General features: G+C 68.3%; 16 protein-coding genes. 2 read left to right on the forward strand and 14 right to left on the reverse strand.

Features of this window, described 5'->3' with window-relative positions; all coding sequences use genetic code 11:
* The 14 genes from PHC73_RS03505 to PHC73_RS03570 form a co-directional block, all read right to left on the reverse strand.
* Positions 1-1,106, reverse strand: a 1,106-nt coding sequence (locus PHC73_RS03505; protein WP_300124524.1) for a TonB-dependent siderophore receptor, incomplete at its 3' end; no start/stop codon positions are given.
* 101 nt (positions 1,107-1,207) lie between these two features.
* Positions 1,208-2,677, reverse strand: coding sequence for a PepSY domain-containing protein (locus tag PHC73_RS03510; RefSeq protein ID WP_300124526.1), 1,470 nt, complete (start codon positions 2,675-2,677; stop codon positions 1,208-1,210).
* Between the two features lie 86 nt (positions 2,678-2,763).
* Positions 2,764-3,228: a hypothetical protein gene (locus tag PHC73_RS03515; protein WP_300124529.1), complete on the reverse strand. Its 465-nt coding sequence runs from the start codon at positions 3,226-3,228 to the stop codon at positions 2,764-2,766.
* Between the two features lie 16 nt (positions 3,229-3,244).
* Positions 3,245-5,482: a TonB-dependent siderophore receptor gene (locus tag PHC73_RS03520; protein WP_300124531.1), complete on the reverse strand. Its 2,238-nt coding sequence runs from the start codon at positions 5,480-5,482 to the stop codon at positions 3,245-3,247.
* A 116-nt stretch (positions 5,483-5,598) separates the two neighbouring features.
* Entirely contained in the window at positions 5,599-7,932 is a 2,334-nt protein-coding gene (locus PHC73_RS03525; RefSeq protein ID WP_300124533.1) for a TonB-dependent receptor, read from the reverse strand.
* Between the two features lie 160 nt (positions 7,933-8,092).
* Positions 8,093-8,530: a biopolymer transporter ExbD gene (locus PHC73_RS03530; RefSeq protein WP_300124535.1), complete on the reverse strand. Its 438-nt coding sequence runs from the start codon at positions 8,528-8,530 to the stop codon at positions 8,093-8,095.
* Positions 8,530-9,270 (reverse strand): MotA/TolQ/ExbB proton channel family protein, encoded by a 741-nt coding sequence (locus tag PHC73_RS13915; protein WP_366949793.1) that lies wholly within the window; start codon positions 9,268-9,270, stop codon positions 8,530-8,532. Before PHC73_RS13915 ends, PHC73_RS03530 begins: the two co-directional genes overlap by 1 nt.
* Before the next feature lie 3 nt (positions 9,271-9,273).
* Complete coding sequence (locus PHC73_RS03540) at positions 9,274-9,990, reverse strand: energy transducer TonB (protein ID WP_300124536.1); 717 nt, start codon at positions 9,988-9,990, stop codon at positions 9,274-9,276.
* A 3-nt stretch (positions 9,991-9,993) separates the two neighbouring features.
* Positions 9,994-10,179, reverse strand: a complete 186-nt coding sequence (locus tag PHC73_RS03545; RefSeq protein ID WP_300124539.1) for a hemin uptake protein HemP — start codon at positions 10,177-10,179, stop codon at positions 9,994-9,996.
* A gap of 165 nt (positions 10,180-10,344) precedes the next feature.
* Complete coding sequence (gene mtgA / locus PHC73_RS03550) at positions 10,345-11,055, reverse strand: monofunctional biosynthetic peptidoglycan transglycosylase (protein WP_300124542.1); 711 nt, start codon at positions 11,053-11,055, stop codon at positions 10,345-10,347.
* Entirely contained in the window at positions 11,052-11,513 is a 462-nt protein-coding gene (locus PHC73_RS03555; RefSeq protein WP_300124545.1) for an isoprenylcysteine carboxylmethyltransferase family protein, read from the reverse strand. The genes mtgA and PHC73_RS03555 overlap by 4 nt, the downstream gene beginning before the upstream one ends.
* Entirely contained in the window at positions 11,510-12,493 is a 984-nt protein-coding gene (locus PHC73_RS03560) for an NADPH:quinone oxidoreductase family protein (RefSeq protein WP_300124548.1), read from the reverse strand. The genes PHC73_RS03555 and PHC73_RS03560 overlap by 4 nt, the downstream gene beginning before the upstream one ends.
* Before the next feature lie 185 nt (positions 12,494-12,678).
* Entirely contained in the window at positions 12,679-15,729 is a 3,051-nt protein-coding gene (locus PHC73_RS03565) for an efflux RND transporter permease subunit (protein WP_300124550.1), read from the reverse strand.
* Positions 15,730-15,736: 7 nt separating this feature from the next.
* The gene (locus PHC73_RS03570) at positions 15,737-16,807 is read right to left on the reverse strand and encodes an efflux RND transporter periplasmic adaptor subunit (RefSeq protein WP_300124553.1); all 1,071 of its coding nucleotides are present in this window, start codon (positions 16,805-16,807) and stop codon (positions 15,737-15,739) included.
* A 146-nt stretch (positions 16,808-16,953) separates the two neighbouring features.
* Here PHC73_RS03570 and PHC73_RS03575 point away from each other — a divergent pair, with 146 nt between their 5' ends.
* Both PHC73_RS03575 and PHC73_RS03580 read left to right on the forward strand, forming a co-directional pair.
* Positions 16,954-17,523, forward strand: coding sequence for a methyltransferase domain-containing protein (locus tag PHC73_RS03575; protein ID WP_300124556.1), 570 nt, complete (start codon positions 16,954-16,956; stop codon positions 17,521-17,523).
* 411 nt (positions 17,524-17,934) lie between these two features.
* A partial coding sequence (locus PHC73_RS03580) for an Arm DNA-binding domain-containing protein (RefSeq protein WP_300124559.1) occupies positions 17,935-18,403 on the forward strand: 469 nt, incomplete at its 3' end.

The following is an 18,403-nucleotide window of genomic DNA, read 5'->3' on the forward strand; positions in this document are numbered from 1 at the left end:
AAGTCGGTCTGGCTGGTCCAGGTTTCCTCCTCGCCGCCGCGCGCCTGGCGCTGGCGGTTGATGATCGCCGTGCCGTCGGCGATGGACGCCGCGGTGGCGCCGCCGGCCAGGCGCGGCGCCACCGCCCACAGATCGCGCATGTAGTCGGCATGGCGCAGCACCGTGCGCAGCGTGCTGTCGGGTGACACGCTGAACTCGTAGGTGGCCGTACTCATGTTGGTACGGTTGTCCTCGAAGTCCTGATTGGTGCCGTAGAAGGTGTGTTTTGACACGTCGAGCGGCCGGTTCTGGAAGAACGGCACGCCGTAATCGGGCGTGTTGTGCGTCCACAGGTAGTAGTGCGACAGCGTCAGGCGGTGGTCGGTGCCAAGACCGAAGGTGATGGTCGGCGCCGCGCCCTCGCGCTCGGAGGTGACGTGATCGCGCGTGCTGCCGGCGTCGGTCTTCATCACGTTCAGGCGCGCCGCCACGTGTTGGCCGAGCACGTAATTCACGTCCGCCGTGCCGCGGCGGTAGGTTTCGCTGCCGCCGGTCAGCGCCAGCTCGGCGCGGTCTTCCAGAATCGCCCGCTTGCTGGCCTGGTTGATCACGCCGCCGGCCTGACCGCGGCCGAACAGCATGGCCGCCGAGCCGCGCAGCACCTCCACCTGCTCCAGGTTGAAGGTCTCGCGGTTGTACTGCGCCACGTCGCGGATGCCGTCCAGGTACATGTCGCCGAACGTGTAGAAGCCGCGCAGCATCATGTTGTCGCCGATGCGCCCACCCTCGCCGGCGTTGAAGGTGAGGCCGCTGACGTGCCGCAGGGCTTCCTTGAGCGTGTTGGCGTTGGTTTCCTCGATGAGTTGCTGCGAGACGATCGACAGCGCCTGCGGCACGTCCTTGGCGAGCTGCTCGGTCTTGCCGACGCGCGTGGTGCCGCCCTGATAGCCCTCGGGCGTGTCGTCGTAGCGCTCGTCCTGCACGTTGACCTGCGGCAGGGTGGTTTCGTCGGCGGCCAGCGCGCCGAGCGGCGCCAGCAGCATGGAGGTGGCGAGCGCGCCGAGTGGTAGGCGAGATCGACTGGCAGACGCGGGGGCCTGCTTGGCGTAGCGCGATGTGCGGTGCATGGGGTAACTCCCTGAACGGTGTTCGATTGGACGCAAAGGGCTGGCTGGCATCCGCTGGCTGGCCTGGTTTGTTTGATCGGACGGGGTAGTGGATGGTCAGGTCATCGGGTCTCCTCGGTTGTCATGGGTGCGCGCAGGCTGGGTGCCACTACGCTCGAGTGACCGTGTCGGGCAGTCAGCAGCGGCCATGGCAGATACAGCGCGATGGCGCAAAGCACGCCGTCGATGGCGATGGCGACGGGCGGCTGGTCGATGCTGAAACGCCAATCGTGCACGCCCGCCAGCGCAAGCAGGCAGAGTGCCAGCAGGCTCCGCAGCGGTGCGCGGCCGAGCCGGCCGGGCAAGGCCCCGGCTGCCGCGAGCAGCAACGCGAGTGTCGCCAGCAACACGGTCTGTGCCGGGACTTCGAGCAGCGCTGCCGTGGCCGATGCCGCAAGCGCGATCGGAACGCCCCACACCAGGCCGTCCCAGAGGCCGTTTACGACGCTGCGGTGATCACGCCGGGCGAGCCAGATGTTGACGCCGGACACGCATACCGAGGCCAGCGCCAGGCCCAGCACGCCATAGAGCAGCTTGCTGGCCCAGCCGCCGAAGTGGCCGAAGTGCAGGCGGTAGACGGAGTAGGCGATCTGCCGCGCCAGCGGGCCATCGGACAGACCCTGGTGCCCCAGCGATGCGCCGCTGGCATCGAAGCGATAGATCTCCGAGTAGATCAGCCGCCCGGGCAGGGTGGCGCCGATTTCCAGGAACTGGTGCTCGGTACCGGGGCTCTGGATCATCAGGTAGATCGGCGTGGCCGCGGGCGCGAGTCGGCTCAGTTCGCCCAGCGCGCGCTCGTAGTCGATCTGCGACGGGGCCGCCGCGACCTCGATGTCGGCGCCGTACACCGAGGCCAGGATCGCCTCGCGGTCGCCGTCGAACCAGCGCTCGGCGCCGGCGGCAATCAGCACGCCGACCAGGCCGAAGAAAGCGCCGGTGAGCCCGAACATCAGAAAGAACGGACTGCCCCACACGCCGAGCCGGTTGTGCAGGTCGCTGTGGCGCAGCACGTCGGAGCGATCGCGCCGCCAGCGGAACAGGTCCTTGACCAGCTTCGGGTGCGACAGCAGGCCATTCAGGACGAGCGCGCACAGCAGCGCGCCGATACTGCCGGTGACGATTACGCCAAGCGTTTCCGGCAGCAGCAGTTGGGCGTGCAAGTGGACCAGCATGTGCGTCCAGCCGTCGACAGGGGCGACATCGAGCGTGCCGTCGGGTCGCACGTAACGCTCCTGCTCGTCTGCGGACAGGTGCAGGCGCGGCAGGGACTCGCTGGGAAGCACCACGTAGAGCTTGTCGGGGTTGGCGACCACCTCGGCGCGGAACTGCTCGACCGCGCGCGCGATCTGCGCGGCCGAATAGCTGGTCGACTCGGGTACCCGAGGCTGTTCCCAGCGCTCGAACTCGTCGCGAAATACGGACAGTGTTCCTGTCAGACAGATCACATACAGCAGCCCGGCGAGCGCGAGCCCGAGCGCCGCGTGCGCCCGCCGCAGCCGCCTGACCGCCGCACTGCGAAGCGGCCACTTCACGGCAGGCTCCCGCCGGGCAGCAGGAGCGCGCCGAGCCCACCGAGCGCGCCCAGTGCGAGCGCCGCCCGTCCGCGCCGTTCGATACCCTACACGATGGTAGCGACGGCGGCCCATAGCAGCGGCAGCGCGAAGGCCGCCGCCACCCAGCGCGCGGCGGCATCGCCGGGCAGCCAGTACACCCCGTGCAGGCACGCCACGACGACGGCCGCCAGCGCGATCGGACCCACCAGCACCGCCGTGCCCAGGCCGCGCAGCAGCGGGCCCGCGGACGGCGCCGCAGCGCGCCAGGGCGGCCGGTCGCCGGCGGGGCTGGCGCCGGCGCGCGTGGCGGTCGCGGCGATCCAGGCCCAGGCGCCAAGCGCGGTGGTCCCCAAGGCATAGATGCTGCCGAACTCGGCGCCGGCCAGCTGCCACCACAGCAGCAGCGCTGCCGATCCGCCGGCGACGCTCGCGACCACCCAGGGCCAGCCACGCCCGCGCCAGGCGCGCCACAGGCAGACGATGGCGGCGGCGTTCAGCACGGCAGGCAAGGCATCCACGAGTGCAGACATCGGCGTCGGTCCGTCGTCAAAAGTCGTACTGAACGCCGACCTCGACCGTACGTTCGGCGCCGAACCAGCAGTTGTTGCGGTCGTAGCAGGTAACGTAACGGTGATCCGTCAGGTTGTTGGCCGTCAGCTGCAGCGTGGTGCCGCGCAGGGATGGATTCACGCGACCGAGGTCGTATGAGGCGGCCAGGTCGAACACGGTGTAATCCGGCACTTCGCCGGTGTTGAGTGCATCGATCTGCGTCTCGCCCACGTAGCGCACGCCGGCGCCGAGCGTGGTGCCGGCGGCAGGGCCATCGAACAGGTCGTACTGCAGCCACAGCGATGCCGTCACATCCGGCACCCACACCGGGGTCTTGCCTTCGAGGCCGCGCGTGTCCTTGGTAATTTCCATGTCCAGCCAGGTGGCGCTGAGCAGCGCCATCAGCGCGTCGGTGAACAGATATCGCGTTTCCAGCTCGACACCGCGTGAGCGCGTTTCGCCGGCCTGGATCAGGTCATACGGGCCGCCGTTCGGATCCCGGGTGAGGTCGTTTTCCTTGGTGATCTCGAATGCCGCCACCGAGAACTGGTTGCGCCGGTCGGCCGAGGCGTATTTGAGGCCGACTTCCCATTGCTCGGCGGTGGCCGGCTCGAAGGTGTTGCCGCTGCGATCGCTGCCACCCACCGGCTCGAAGCTCTGCGCATAGTTGACGTAGGGCGCCCAGCCGCTGTCGAACGCGTACAGCAGCCCGGTGCGCACCGAAAACTCCTGCTGATCGATCTTGCTGGTGGCCGGTGCGCCGTATTTGCGGCCGGTCTCCTTGTAGTCGTATTGGTCATGGCGGCCACTGGCGATGAACACCCAGCGGTTCCAGCGCAACTGGTCCTGCAGATAGAAACCACGCTGCTCGCTGTCGATGGTGAAGTCGGAACTGAGGCCGGAGGCGGCGAAATCGAGCGTGGCCGGATCGATGAGGTGGTGGTTGGGCGCGAACAGGTCGATCGGCACCGTGGCGGCATCCTCGTAGGCGATGTCCGAATCGAGCCGTTGATAGTCGACGCCCAACAGCAGGTTGTGCTCGACCGCGCCGGTGCGCACCTGTCCGGCCAACTGGTTGTCGAGCGCCATCCCGTTGGCGGTTTCGTCGGTCAGGTAGGCGCGGCGCAGCAGCAGGCGTTGATCCTCGGTCCGCCCGGTGTAATCGCTCAGCAGACCCGTGTTGTAGGTATTTTTCTGATTGGCATCGGCATTCTGGTAACGCAGTTGATGCAGAAAGCTCCAGCCGTTGCCGAAGTCGTGATTCAGCCGGTAACCCGGCAGCACCACCTCGCGCTCGTAGGTATTCCAGTTGGCATCGCCGGCGTAGGCATCGGTGTCGAGGCGGCCGAATGGTGTGCCGAACACGCTGCCGGCGGCGGGTATGGTGTTGTAGATGCCGGCCGAAGGGTCTTTCTGATAGTAGAGGTTGACGTTCAGCAGCGTGTGTTCGCCCAGCCGCCAGTCCACGGACGGCGCGAACAGGTAGCGCTCGTCATCCGAGGTGACGGCCTGGCCATTGCTTCTACGCGCCAAGCCCACGGCGCTGTAGGACAGGTTTGTGTCGCCGAGCGCGCCGCGTGAGTCGAAGCTCGTCTCGCGTAAAGAGCGGGTGCCGGTCGATGCCGATAGGCGGTTGAATGGCGTACTCGACGGCCGCTTGCCGATCAAGTTGACGAAACCGCCGGGTGGCATGTTGCCGTACAGGGATGAGGTCGGGCCCTTGAATACCTCCACCTGCTCGATGGCGGCGGCGTCGATCTGCGGCTGCAGATTCCAGCCGTTATAGAGCAGCGGCAGGCCGTCGTAATAGTTCTGGTAATTGGGAAAGCCGCGGATGACGAATTGGTCCATGCGCGTCACTGCGCCGCCGCGCAGCTCGGTATTGACACCGGATACATAACGCAGCGCCTCGTTCACCGAATCGGCATTGCGCATCTGCAGCGTGTCCTGGTCGATGACAGAGATGCTTTGCGGAGTAAGTTCGGTCGGTAGGACCGACTTGGTCGCCGTCTGTCGATAGGTTTCGTCGTTGACCTGCACGGTCGGCAAGGCGACGGCCGGCTCGTCGCTCGCCTCTGGCGGCGTGTCGCTCTGTGCTGCGGACAGTAAGCCGGGCGCAAACAGCAGGATGCTGCTCAGCGATGCCGCTACAGCGCATGGGTGGCGGATCGATCCCAGGGCGTAGTTGCCAGCCTTGCTGGCATCGGATTTCCGAAGTGATTGCAGTCGTCGCATGACAGACTTCCTGAACGTCGTGAGGTTGGTTCGCTGGCTGGCATGCGTTAGCTGGCTGGCGTATGGCGTGTTTCCAAAAATCAGCGCATGGGTATCTCCGGATTGACAGGCATGGCTCAATAGTCGATCGAATACGTGAGGCCGACACGCCGCCCGAAGGCGGGAATGCGCGTGAAGCTGCCATACACGGCCCCGGCCTGTTGGGCATAGACGGTGTAATAGTCCTCGTCGAGCAGATTCGACACGGCAAGACCCAGTTGGCCCTTGCCGGCGCGCAGCGAGCCGATCAGGTCCACCGTGGTATAACCGTCGATGCGCACCGCACTGGGTGTGCCGTCGTGCACGGCGTCGTCGTCGTCGGTGACCCGCATGACCTGTGCCCGCAGCGACCACAGGTCGCGCTGCTGCCACTGCACGAAGCCGCCGAGTTTGGGCGGAGCCACTTCCCAGGCATTGAGCGCCTGCCACTGCCCGTCCACCCGTGTCTGGCCGCGCACCCAGGCGAAGTTGCCGCCGGTCGACAGGTGTTCGGTGAGGTAGACGGTGAGCGCGCCTTCCAGGCCATAGATGCGCTTTTTCTGGTCGGTCATGGTTACAAACTGCCCATCGAACAGCGCCGTCTTGTCCGAGTGGCTGTAGAAGGTAGACAGATTGGCTTCCACCACACGGAAATGGCCACGCCAGCCGATCTCCCAGGCGTCGGTCTTGATCGCTTTGAGCTGCGACTCGGACACCTCGGTTGGCTGGGCGCCACCGAACTGCACCGGCACCGATCCGGCCGGCTGGGCGCTGCGCAGCAGGCGCGCCACGTCGGGTTGCTCGAAGCCCTGAGAAAAGCTGGCGAACAGCTCCATGCGCTCGTCGAGCGCGAACACGGTGCCGCCGTTGAACACGAAGGCGTCGTACTTGAGCGTGCCTCCGTCCAGTACGGCCGGTTTCGTGGTGATGCCGTTCAGGGCAAAGATCTCCTCCGTGATGGGGGTGTAGTCGTCCACCTTTACTTCGACGTTCTGGTAGCGGACACCGCCCTGGAACGACCATCGCTCGGTGGCTTGCCAGTCCGTCTGCGCGAACGCCGCTGCCGAGCGTGTGCGCAGGTCTGGCGAGTATTCGAGGCGTACCGGCAGCGGCTGATGCACTAGCCCGCCGGAGGCCAGGTAGGTGGCCACGTCGTATTGCCGGGCATCGGCCTGGTTGCTGTCGACGTCGAGGTCGGCACCCCAGGTCAGCTTGCCGCGTAGCGGCAGCAGCGCTTCAAGCGGCGTGGTGAAGGTGGTGCGAAGACCGTACACGTCCGCCTCGTTGCTGGACTGGTTGACGTACGGCAGCGTGATCGGGCGCGGATTGCCGACGGCGCCCGCCGGCACGCGCAGCGTGCCCGGGAAGGGATAGAAGCCGAATTCCTCGCGCCGCCAGTAGGCTTGGGCGCGGAAGTCCTGCCCGAACAGACCCGGGTCCTGGTAATCGATATGCGCCATGCGGCGCTTGGTATAGGGCTGATCGTCCAGTTTCAACCCTGGCACGGCACGGCTTTCAACCGTCTTCCCAAACAATGCCGGCACGCCTGGGCCACCCAGGTAAGGGCCGAAATCGGTGTCCTGCTCGTCCTGGAACGCCTGCAGTGATGCCGACAAGTAACGCCCGGCATCCAGCTTCAGGCCACCTTTGAGGTGCAGGTCCCAGGAATCGGTGTCGTTGCGCGACAGTTGCGCCGGATCGGGCGCGATGCGATCGCCGCTGCCGTCGAAAAAGCCGTGGCGCACCTCGTAGTTGGCGCCGGCGTAGACATCGAACCGATCGCCGGCGAACGCCGCCGACTGGCTCACGCGGTACTGCGAGCTGTCCTCGTCGGGATCGGCGGTGAACGCCGACAGCCCCAGCTCGCTGCGCAGCTTCAATCCGGGCTCGTTGGCGCGCCGGGTGACGATGTTGATGATGCCGCCGGCCGCGCCGGCGCCGTAGATGGAAGTGGCGCCCGACAGCACTTCGATGCGCTCGATCTCGTGGATGTCCACGCTGGTGAGCTGGCGGCTGATGGCGCGGTTCGAGTTCAGCGACACGCCGTCCACCAGATACAGCGGGTCGCGGCCGCGTAGCGTCTGGGTGAAATTGGTGAGGGTCTGCGAGCTCGGGCCGAGCGCCGGTACCAGGGCGTCGAGCACCTCGCTCAGGCTCTTGCCGCTGCGCGCTTGCTGCTCGATCTGCGCGCGGTCGAGGATCTGCACCGTGCGCGGCAGCTCGGCGATGCTCTGGCCGGTGCGCGCCGCCTCGACAGTGACGGTGTCGAGCGTGCTGACGGGGTCATCGGCAGTGTCGCCGGCGGCGCGAGCGGCGGCGAGCGGACCCAGGCCGGCGACGACAAGCGCGGCGGGCAGCCACTGCGGTGCCGCGGCCGGGCGCGGTCGCACCGTGGCAGGGGGCAGGAACGGGATACGGCAGGCGAATGTCATGTCCAGGCTCTCGCGCGTTCGGGAATGGGGGAGCTGGCTGGCGCGAGGCTGGCTGGCGACATGGGAGTGCAGGCGGGTCTACATGGCGAGTGCCTCCGCGAGCGCCACTGGCTGGTGGCGCCAGGTCCGGCCTGGCGCCGGCGACCACCGCTGCCGACGCTTACCGGGCATCGGTGCCCCCATCGCTGTCGGGCACCGTCACGAAGCCAAGGCGCTGCACGCCGGCGCTCGATGCCGCCGCCATCACCTGTGCCACCTGCCGGTACGGCACGGCGCCGTCGGCGCGCAGGCGCAGTTCCGGCTGTGGCTGCTGCTGGGAGACGGCGCTGAGGCGCGCGGCGAGTTCCGCCTCACCGATCGGCTCGGCGTTCCAGTAGGTCTGGCCCTGCGCGTCGAGCGTGAGCTCGATTGCCTGCGGGTCGGCCGGCGCCGGCGCGCTGCTCGCCTGCGGCAGGTCTACGCGCACGGCGTGCGTCAGCAGCGGCGCGGTGACGATGAAGATCACCAGCAGCACCAGCATCACGTCGATCAGCGGGATCATGTTGATCTCCGCCGCCGGTTGCTGGCGGCCGTTGCCGCCGAAGCTGCCGAAGGCCATCACGCCGCCTCCGTGGCCGGCTGCGGCTGTGCGCGCGGCGCCGGCGCGGTCTGCGCGGCGGGCAGGCGCGTGCCGGTCGACATGAAGGCGAACAGGTCGTGCGCGAAGCCGTCGAGCTCGGCCAGCAGCAGCCGGTTACTGCGGGCAAAGGCGTTGTACGCCAGCACCGCCGGGATGGCGACGGCCAGACCCAGCGCGGTCATGATCAGAGCCTCGCCGACCGGCCCCGCCACCTTGTCGAGGCTGGCCTGGCCGGTCATGCCGATCGCCAGCAGGGCGTGGTAGATGCCCCACACGGTGCCGAAAAGACCCACGAACGGCGCCGCCGAGGCCACCGACGCCAGCACCGTCTGGCCGTGTTCCAGGCGCGCGGTGTCCTGCTCGATGGCGCGGCGCAGCGCGCGCGTCAGGAACTCGTCCGCCGGCACCGATTCGATCAGCCGCTGGCCGGTGCGGGTACGGTACTGGCGCATCGCCGCCAGGCCGCGGTCGGCGAGGTGCGAGAACGGCTCGCAGGCGCCGTGCTCGCGCACGAAATCCTCGATCTCGGCAAGATCGCCGGCGTCCTGGAACACGGCCAGAAACCGCCGCCGCTGGCGCGCCATGCGCCAGGTCGACAGCGCCTTGCTGGCGATCAGGTACCAGCTGGCGAGCGACATCAGCAGCAGCACCCCCAGCAGAAAACGCCCGACGCCGTCGGCGTGGGCGAGGAAGTGGGCGATGCCCAGGCTTTGTTCCATGTGTCAGCTCCGCAGGTTGAACGAAATCGGTACCAGCACCCAGGCGCCGACCGGCTCGTCGCCGCGTCGCGCCGGCACGAAGCGCCAGCGGCGCACCGCCGCCGCGGCGGCGTCATCGAGGCGGCGATGGCCGCTCGACTCGCGCAGTTCCACCTGCGCCGGGGCGCCGCTGGGGTCGACGAACACCCGCACCAGCACGCGACCCTGCTCGCCGAGGCGGCGCGACAGCGGCGGGTAGGTTGGTGGTGGGTTGTTGAGGTAGGCGGCGTCGAAGCGCGGCGCGGTCAACGCGGGTTCGCCGGCGCTGGCGGCGGTCTGTGCCGCGGCGGTGGCCGGTGCGGCCGGTGCGGGTGAAGCGGCGGCGCCGGTCGGGGCGGGGTTGCTCGGCGCTGGCCGTTCGTCGGTCGGCTTGGGGGGCGCCGGTTTGACGACCGCCGGGCGCGGTTTCGCAGGCCGTCGTTCGACGGGCTTGGGTGTCGGCGGCGGTGGCGGGTCGGGCGCTTTGACCGGTTCGGCCGGCGCTGCCGGCACGCTCGCGGCGACCGGCGCCGGCGCCGCCAGCAGGCTGACCTCGAGGATGCGCGGCGCCTGCAACGGCACCGTCGGCGGCTGGTGCAGCAGCAGCCAGGCGGCCAGCGCGTGCAGCGCCACGGCGCTGCCGGCGCCGAGCAGCGCTTCGCGCCGCGGCTGCCGGGGTTGGTGGTGACTTGCCTGCGCCATGCCTCAGGCCGTCAGGATCAGCTTGTTGGCGGCCGTCAGACGCAGGCAGTACTCGCGTCCGCCGTGCACGATGATCACCTGTCGGGCGCCCGCGAACAGGTGTTCGGCGGCGTAGCGCGGCGGCGTTGGGCAAGCCGGCGTGGGCTGTTCCGCAAGGGCGTCGCGTGGCTCGGGTGGGCGCGTGAACATGACCGTCGTGGTTCTCGCTGAAGAATGTGCGGGAACAATAACGGTATTGCGAATCGATCGCAATAACTAATTTGAAACGATTTCTTGATTGAAATCGGTTTCGTCACGCCGATGCACAGCGCCCGCCGGTCGCATGCGCCGCGCTTGCCACAACCGGAACCGCCGTCAAAGCCCCTGTAGGTAACCTGGCCCGAGGCGGCGCATCTGGTTCAACACCCAGCGCTGGCGCTGGCGCAGGTAGTCGGATGGCGCATCCACGTGCAGCAGCGACGGCGACGGCAGCACCGCCGCCAGCAGCGCCGCCTGCTCGCGTGTGAGCTGGGCTGCCGAGCAGTTGAAATAGGTCCGCGCGGCGGCCTCCACGCCAAACACACTGCCACCGAACTGGGCGACGTTCAGATAGACCTCGAGGATCCGTTGCTTGGGCCACAACAGTTCCAGTAGGCCGGTGAAGTACAGCTCCACTCCCTTGCGCAGCCAGCTCTGGCCGCGCCACAGGAACAGGTTCTTGGCGGTCTGCTGGGTGATGGTGCTGGCGCCGCGCGGGCGGTCGCGGTACTGGTTGTCGCGGATCGCCCGACGGATGCCGGACAGGTCCAGCCCGTGATGCTGGCGAAAGTTCTGATCCTCGGCCGCGATCACCGCCAGCGCCATCACCGGGGCGATGTTCTGGTAGTCCACCCAGTGGTAGGGATAGGGGTAGAAGCCGTAGCCGGCGCGCATCGCCGCGATGCGGTTCTGCAGAATGAACGAGGTGGTCGGCGGCGGCAGCCAGCGCAGCAGCAGTACGCTGCCGACGGTGACCACCAGCCAGGTCAGCAGCGCATAGTTGACGACCCGCCGCAGCCAGCGCCGTGCGCGGGCGATGCGGCTCACAGCCAGCGTCGTACCCGCGCGCAATAGTCGGCGTAGTCCTGCCCGAAGCGCCAGCGCAGGTGGTCTTCCTCGCGGGCGATCACGAAGTGCTGCATGACCGGCAGCAACCAGGCCAGCATCACCAGCACCCAGGTGCTGGAGGCCAGCAGCGCCACGCCGATCTGCAGCACGGTGAGGGCGACGTAAATCGGGTTGCGGCTGAAGCGAAACGGCCCGCTGGTGACCAGGCTGCTGGCGGCGCGGTGCGGGTTGATGGTGGTTTGATGGCGGCGCAGCTCGCCAAGGCACCAGCCGAACAGCAGCACGGCCAGCGCGATCAGCACCGCGCCGGTCCAAAAGCGTGCCGCGCCGCCCGGCAGCGGCCAGGGCAGCGGGCGTTCGAGCCACAGGCCAAGCCCGATGGCGACGGCGTACAGGATGGGCGGCGGCAGCGGGACGCGCGGTGCTTCGGCGCTCATGCGGCATCTCCGGGAATCAGCAGGACCTTGCCGGTGGTGCGCCGGGCGCCCAGATCGGCGATGGCGGCCGGCGCCTCGTGCAGCGGCCGGCGCTGCGACACCAGCGGCGTGATGGTGCCGTTTTGCCACAGCTCGAACAGGCTTGCCATCTGCGCCGCCGCGGCGGCGCGGTGGCGCCGTCGCCACGGCCCCCACACCACGCCCACCGCCGACAGGTCTTTCAGCAGCAGGCGGTTGGCCGGAATCTGCGGGATGGCGCCGGCGGCGAAGCCGACGATCAGCAGCCGCCCGCCGACCGCCAGCAGGCGCAGCGCCGCGGCGGTGTAATCGCCGCCCAGCGGATCGAACACGGCGTCGACGCCGCGGCCCTGCGTGGCCGCCTTGACCTGGTCGGCCCAGTCGGGCGCGGTGTAATCGAAGGTCTGCGCGGCGCCGTGCGCGGCGGCGAGCGCGCACTTTTGGGCGCCCCCGGCGCCAGCCAGCACGGTAACACCCAGCGCCCGGCCGAGCTGCACCGTGGCCAGACCCACGCCGCCGGCGGCGGCCAGCACCAGCAGCGTCTCGCCGGCCGCGAGCCGGCCGCGTTCGACCAGCGCGTGATGCGCGGTGCCGTAGACCACTGGCAGGGCGGCGGCGGTTTGCAGATCGATGCCGTCCGGCACCGGGTACAGATCGGCCGCGTCGACGCAAGCGTACTCGGCGAACGCGCCGTGACTCACCAGCCCACAGACGCGCGCGCCGATTGGCAGGTCCACGCCGCTGCCGACGGCATCCACCGTGCCGGACAGCTCCACGCCGGGCGTGAACGGCAGCGGCGGGCGTTCCTGATAGCGCCCGCCGATCATCAGCGTGTCGAGGAAATTCAGCGCCGCCGCCGCCACCTTGACGCGCACCTGTCCGGGCCCCGGCTGCGGCAGCGGCAGCTCGACCCATCGCATCCGGTCAGGCGTGCACCAATCCTCGACCAGCCAGGCTTTCATCGGGGGAGCTCCTCTCGGTTCCGGCATCAAGGGAACCGCAGATTTATTCCGCGGCCCCTTCCGGGGCAGGCTGCCCCGGCCTGAATCAAGGGCGTAAGCGCTTGATTCGTGGAGCGCTGCGCGGGGGTGTACCGCGCAGCAGCGAGCTGAAAAATTCCATGGAGGGAATTTTTCAGCATTTTCCATCAAGCGGCCGCACGCAGGCGAAAACAGGCCGCATACAGCGCCGGCACGCACAGCACCGTGAGCACGGTGGCGACCAGCAGACCGCCCATCATGGCATAGGCCATCGGCCCCCAGAACGGGTCGGTCATCAGCGGGACGAGCGCCAGGATGGCGGCCGCGGCAGTGACCACGATGGGTCGAAAGCGCCGCACGCTGGCTTCGATCACGGCCTGATAGGCGCTCGTGCCGGCGGCCACGTCCTGCCGGATCTGCTCGACCAGGATCACGGTGTTGCGCATGGTGATGCCGGCCAGTGCCAGCACGCCAAGGCGCGCCACGAAGCCGAGCGGCAAATCCACCGCCCACAGCGTGAGCAGCACGCCGATCAAGCCCAGCGGGGCGCTGGCCACCACCAGCAGCGTCAGGCTCAGGCGCTGCAACTGCACCATCAGCAGCGTGACGATGGCCAGCAGGATGATCGGCATGGCGCCGCCGATGGCGGCATCCACCTCGGCGTTCATCTCGCCGGTGCCGCCGACCTCGAGGTGGTAGCCGAGCGGCAGGCGCGCGCGCACGGCGTCGAGCTGCGGCTTCAGCCGCGCGTCGACGTCCAGCGGCTGCACGTACCAGGGAATGTCGGCCCGCACGGTGATGGTCGGCACGCGGTTGTAGCGGCGCACCACGCCTTCCTCGACCGCCAGCTGCAGTTTGGCGAGCTGGCCAAGCGGCAGGCTGTGGCCGTCGGCCAGCGGCACCGGCACGTTTTGCAGGTAGCCCAGGCGCGTGCGCTCGTCGTCGGTCAGGCGCAGCACCACGTCGATGGTCTCGTCGCCATCGCGCAGCTGCGTGACCGGCTTTCCGAGCAGCAGCATGTCGAGTCCTTCGCCCAGGCGCTGCGGCGACAGGCCGAGCGCCGCCAGGCGCGCCTGGTCTAGCTCGACGCGCACGGTGGTGATCGGCCCACGCCAGTCGTAGTGGATGCCGGTGGCCTGCGGGTAGGTCTCGACCGCCGCGCGTACCTCGGCGGCGATGTCGCGCAGCTTGCGCCGGTCCGGGCCGCTGACGCGGTACTCGAGCGAGGCCGGCACCGGCATGCCGAACGGGAACACGTTCACGCGCGTGCGCGCCTGCGGCAGCTCGCGGGCGATGCGCGTGCGCAGGTCCTCGCGCAGGCGATCGCGCGTCGGCCGGTCCTCGGCCAGCACGTAGGTCTTGATGACGTTGTGCGCCGGCGGTTCGATCCACAGGTCGGTGAAGATGCGCGGCGTGTCGGTGCCGACGTAGCTCACCCAGCGGCGGATGCCGTGCTCGCTGCCAAGCAGCGTGTCGAGGTCTTTGGCGAGTTGTTCGTTGGCGGCAAACGAACTGCCCTCCGGCAGCCAGGTCTCGACGATGAGATCGGCCCGGTCGGTGAGCGGGAAGAACTGCTTTTCCACCTGCCGGCCGGCCAGCAGCGCCAGCACCGCCAGCACGGCGAGCGCCGCCAGCAGCAGGCCGCGGCGGTCCACGCAGAACCGGATCACCGCCCGCAGGCGCTGGTAGAACGGCGTGTCGTAGACCGTTTCGGCATGACCCGCGGTGGCCGGCAGCAGCCGGTAGGCCAGATACGGCGTAAACAGCACCGACACCACCCAGGACACGATCAGCGCCACCGCGATCACGCCGTACAGGCCGAACATGAACTCGCGCGTGGCGGTCTTGGCGATGGCGATCGGCATGAAGCCGGCCACCGTCACCAGCGTGCCGGTCAGCATGGGAAACGAGGTGCTGGTGTAGGCGGCGGCGGCGGCGTGGAAGCGATCCATGCCCTGGTGCAGCTTCACCAGCATCATCTCGACGATGATGATGGCGTCGTCCACCAGCAGGCCGAGTGAGATGATGAGCGCGCCGAGCGAGATGCGCTGCAGGTCGACATCGAGCAGCTTCATGGCCACGAACGTGGTGCCCAGTACCAGCGGGAAGGCCAGCGCCACCACCAGGCCGGAACGAAACCCGAGCGTGAAATAGCTCACCACCAGCACGATGCCGATGGCCATGGCGAGCTTGAAGAAAAATTTGTTCAGCGTGTGGCTGACGACCTCGGGCTCGTCGGCCACCGGCGTCACGTGCACGCCGACCGGCAGGCCGGGCTCCAGGCGCGCGAGCGTGTCCACCACCTGCCGGCGCAGGTCGATCACGCTGTAACCCTCGGCCATGGACACCGCCAGGCCCACGCCCGGGTGGCCGTTGATGCGCATGCGCAGCTGCGGCGGGTCCTCGTAGCCGGCGCGTACGGTGGCCAGCTCGCCCACCGACAGCAGCCGCCCGTCGGCGGCCTTGAGCGGCACATGGCGGATGTCGTCGAGGCTCCGGAACTGCCCGTCAAGGCGCAAGCGCACGCGCTCGCTGCCGTTTTCGATCATCCCCGCCGGCTGCATGGCGTTGTGCCCGGCCAGCGCCTCGATCAGCGCAAGCGGGCTCAGCCTGAGGTTGGCCAGACGCGCCGTGTCGAACTCGACGAACACCCGTTGCGGCTGGATGGCCACCTCGACCACTTTCTCGACGATGTCCAGACGCAGCAGCTCGTCGCGCAGCCAGTCGGCCTGTTTTTTCAGCTCGACGTAGCTGAAATCGTCGCCCCACACGCCGTACACCAGCGGGTAGACGTCGCCGAACTCGTCATCGAAATAGGGACCCTGCACGCCCGGCGGCAGGCTGTCGCGGATGTCGCCGACCTTCTTTCGCACCTGGTACCAGATGTCCGGCACCACCGGCTTGGGGTCGGCCAGGAAATTGCTGAGGTTGACCCAGATCCACGCCTCACCGGGTTTCGACGTGCTGGCCACGTTGTCCAGCCACGGCGTTTCCTGCAGCTTGCGCTCGATCTTGTCGACCACTTGCTGCTCGATCTGCTCGGCGCTCGCCCCCGGCCAGTACACGCGCAGCAGCATGTTGCGCATGGTCCAGTTGGGCATGTCGGTCTGGCCGAGGCTGAAGAACGCCACCGTGCCGGTGAGCAGTACCAGGCCGATCAGATACGCCGTAAGCGCTGGGTGCCGCAGGCCCCATTCGGCCACGTTGTAACGGGTCATGGCGCCCTCAGGGCAGGGTGACGCGCTGGCCGTCGCGCAGGTCGTGCACCCCGGCCGTCACCACCCACTCGCCGGCGTCGAGCCCGCTGGCGATGGTGACCTGATCGCCCTGCACTGGTCCCAGCGTCACCGGCCGCAGACGCGCCGCCTGCTCGCCATCGACCACCCACACCGCCGCCTGGCCGTCGTCGCGCTTGATGACCGCGCCGGCCGGCACGGCCAGCATGGCAGTGGGCGCGGCAAACGCCACCGTTGCACTCATGCCAAGGGCGGGTTGCACGCCGCCGGGCTGCAGCGTGGCACGGACCCGGTACGTGCGGCTGTCGCCGGCGGCCTGTGGCGCCACTTCCCGCACGCGGGCGGTGAGCGGCTCGCCCGGCTGCGTCCACAGCGTCACTGAAACCCCCTCCGGCAGGTCCGCGACCTGCTGCTCGGGCAGATCGAACACCGCCTCGAGCTCGTCGGTGCGCGCCAGCGTGAAGGCAGCCTGGCCGGCAGCGACCACCTGCCCGACTTCCAGTGCGCGGGCGGTGATCACCCCGGCCATGGGCGCCTTCAGCGTGGCGTAGGCCAGCTGCCGGCGTGCCAGATCCAGCTGCGCCACCAGCGCATCGGTCTGGGCGGCGGCGGCCTGGTCGCGGTAGGTGGCGCGGTCGAAATCGGCCTGACTGACGAAACCCTTGGGACGCAGCTCGCGGGCCCGTTGCAGCGCCACGGCGGCGTCCGCCTGCTCGGCGCGCGCGGCGGCCAGGCGCGCCGATAAATCCTGTACCCGCAGGCGCAGGTCGGTGTCGTCGAGCCTGGCCAGCGGCGCGCCGGCGCCCACCCGGTCGCCGACTTCCGTCAGGCGCGCGGCGACCCGCCCGCCGACCTCGAAGGCCAGCACCGTCTCGTGCCGGGCCTCGATGCGCGCCGCGTAGCTGTGCGTGTCCAGCCGGCCGGGTGTCGCCGACGCCTGCACGGCGCGAACCGGGCGCGGCGGAGGCGCCGGCGTTTGCGGCGCCGAACAGGCGGTCAGCAGCAGGGCCGTGGCCAGCGCTGCGGCGGCGGCCATCCGTAGGTGGATTTCGAGCGTCATGGTTACCGCATGTCCATTGCGGGGCGCGGTAGGGTAGCACCACCGATTCGCCGCGCGACCGGCGGCGGCTTGTCTCGCGGCGCGCTCGCGCGTAACGTGCCGCGCGCATTTTCCACCCACGCATTTTCCACCCTGGGGTGTCGAACTTGGACCTGCGTTTTCTGCGTTCCTTTCTGGCCAATCCGCGGCGCGTCGGGGCGGCGTTTCCGAGCAGCCAGGTGCTGGCGGGACGGATCACCGATTCGATCGACTTTGCCCGCGCGCGGGTGATCGTGGAGTTGGGGCCGGGCGCGGGGGCCTTTACGCGCCAGCTGGCGCAGCGGGCCGATCCGGCCTGCCGCGTGATTGCCCTGGAACTGGACACAGCGCTCGCCGCTTACGTAGCGGCCAGATACCCCCGGGTGGAGGTGGTCAACGCGGCCGCCCAGCGCCTGCCCCAGGTGCTTGCCGAGCGCGGCATCGGGACGGTGGACGCAGTGGTCAGCGGCCTGCCGTTTGCCAATTTCAGCGCCGAACAGCAGGCGGCGGTGGTCGGGGCGGTGCGCACGGTGCTGCGCCCGGGCGGCGCATTCGTGTCATACAGCTTCGTGCATGCGCAGGTGCTGCCGACCAGCCGGCGCTTTCGGCGTAGCCTGCGCGACCGCTTCGGTCGGTTCGACATCCGCCCGGTGCTTTTCAACGCGCCGCCGGCACTGGTTTATCGCTGCGTCGCGTAGGGGGGTTGCCGTGCACGGTCTGGAGCCACGTTCGACCGTGTGACAGCCGCTTGGCCCGCGATGGGCGCTGACAGGCTGTCGAAAAACAGCCTGTAAAGGCGAGGCGAGGATGCCTCGCGCGCAAATCAAATGCGTATCTATGTTTGATTCGTCGGCGCCATGCCCGATACATGGGCCGGGCACGGCGAGTTGAAAAAAGGCGGGATGATCCCTTTTTCAACGGCCTGCTGATGAGGGGTGGATGGCGGAGAGGGTGACTGTCGAACAGTAGTCCGATGATGTTCTATAAAGTTCAATAAATACTTTATACGACAACAACTTATTTCATAGCGTCGTCCAAAACCGTCTTGCTGCGTTCCCTAAAATCCGCGATCCTATGTGGGACAGGATGATGGACAAGGGGAAGCAGCCATGCCGAAGAAGGCCAAAGAACTATCAGCGTTGGCGGTAGCGAAGTTGAAGACCGAAGGACGACACGCCGTAGGCGGCGCGGACGGCCTGCACCTTCGTATCGCCGGGGGTTCCCGCGCATGGGTGTTGCGCGTAGCGGTCGGAACCCGCCTGAACGACAACGGCAAGCCCGTAGTGCATCGTCGGGACGTAGGGCTAGGCAGCTATCCCGAAGTGTCGTTGGCCGAAGCCCGCGAAAAGGCACGCGAATTGCGCAAGCAGGTTCGGGGCGGCATCGACCCCATCGAACAGAAGAAGCAAGACCGCGAAGCCCTGCGTGTTCAGCAGTCGAAGGCAAAGACCTTCCGCGAATGCGCCGAAGTCGTGATTGCGAACAAGTCGCGCGAACTCAAAAACGCCAAGCACGTAGCGCAATGGCAATCGACGCTTGAAACCTACGCCTATCCGACCATTGGCGAACGCATCGTAG

This window comes from Immundisolibacter sp. (genome assembly GCF_028696615.1).
GTDB lineage: Bacteria > Pseudomonadota > Gammaproteobacteria > Immundisolibacterales > Immundisolibacteraceae > Immundisolibacter.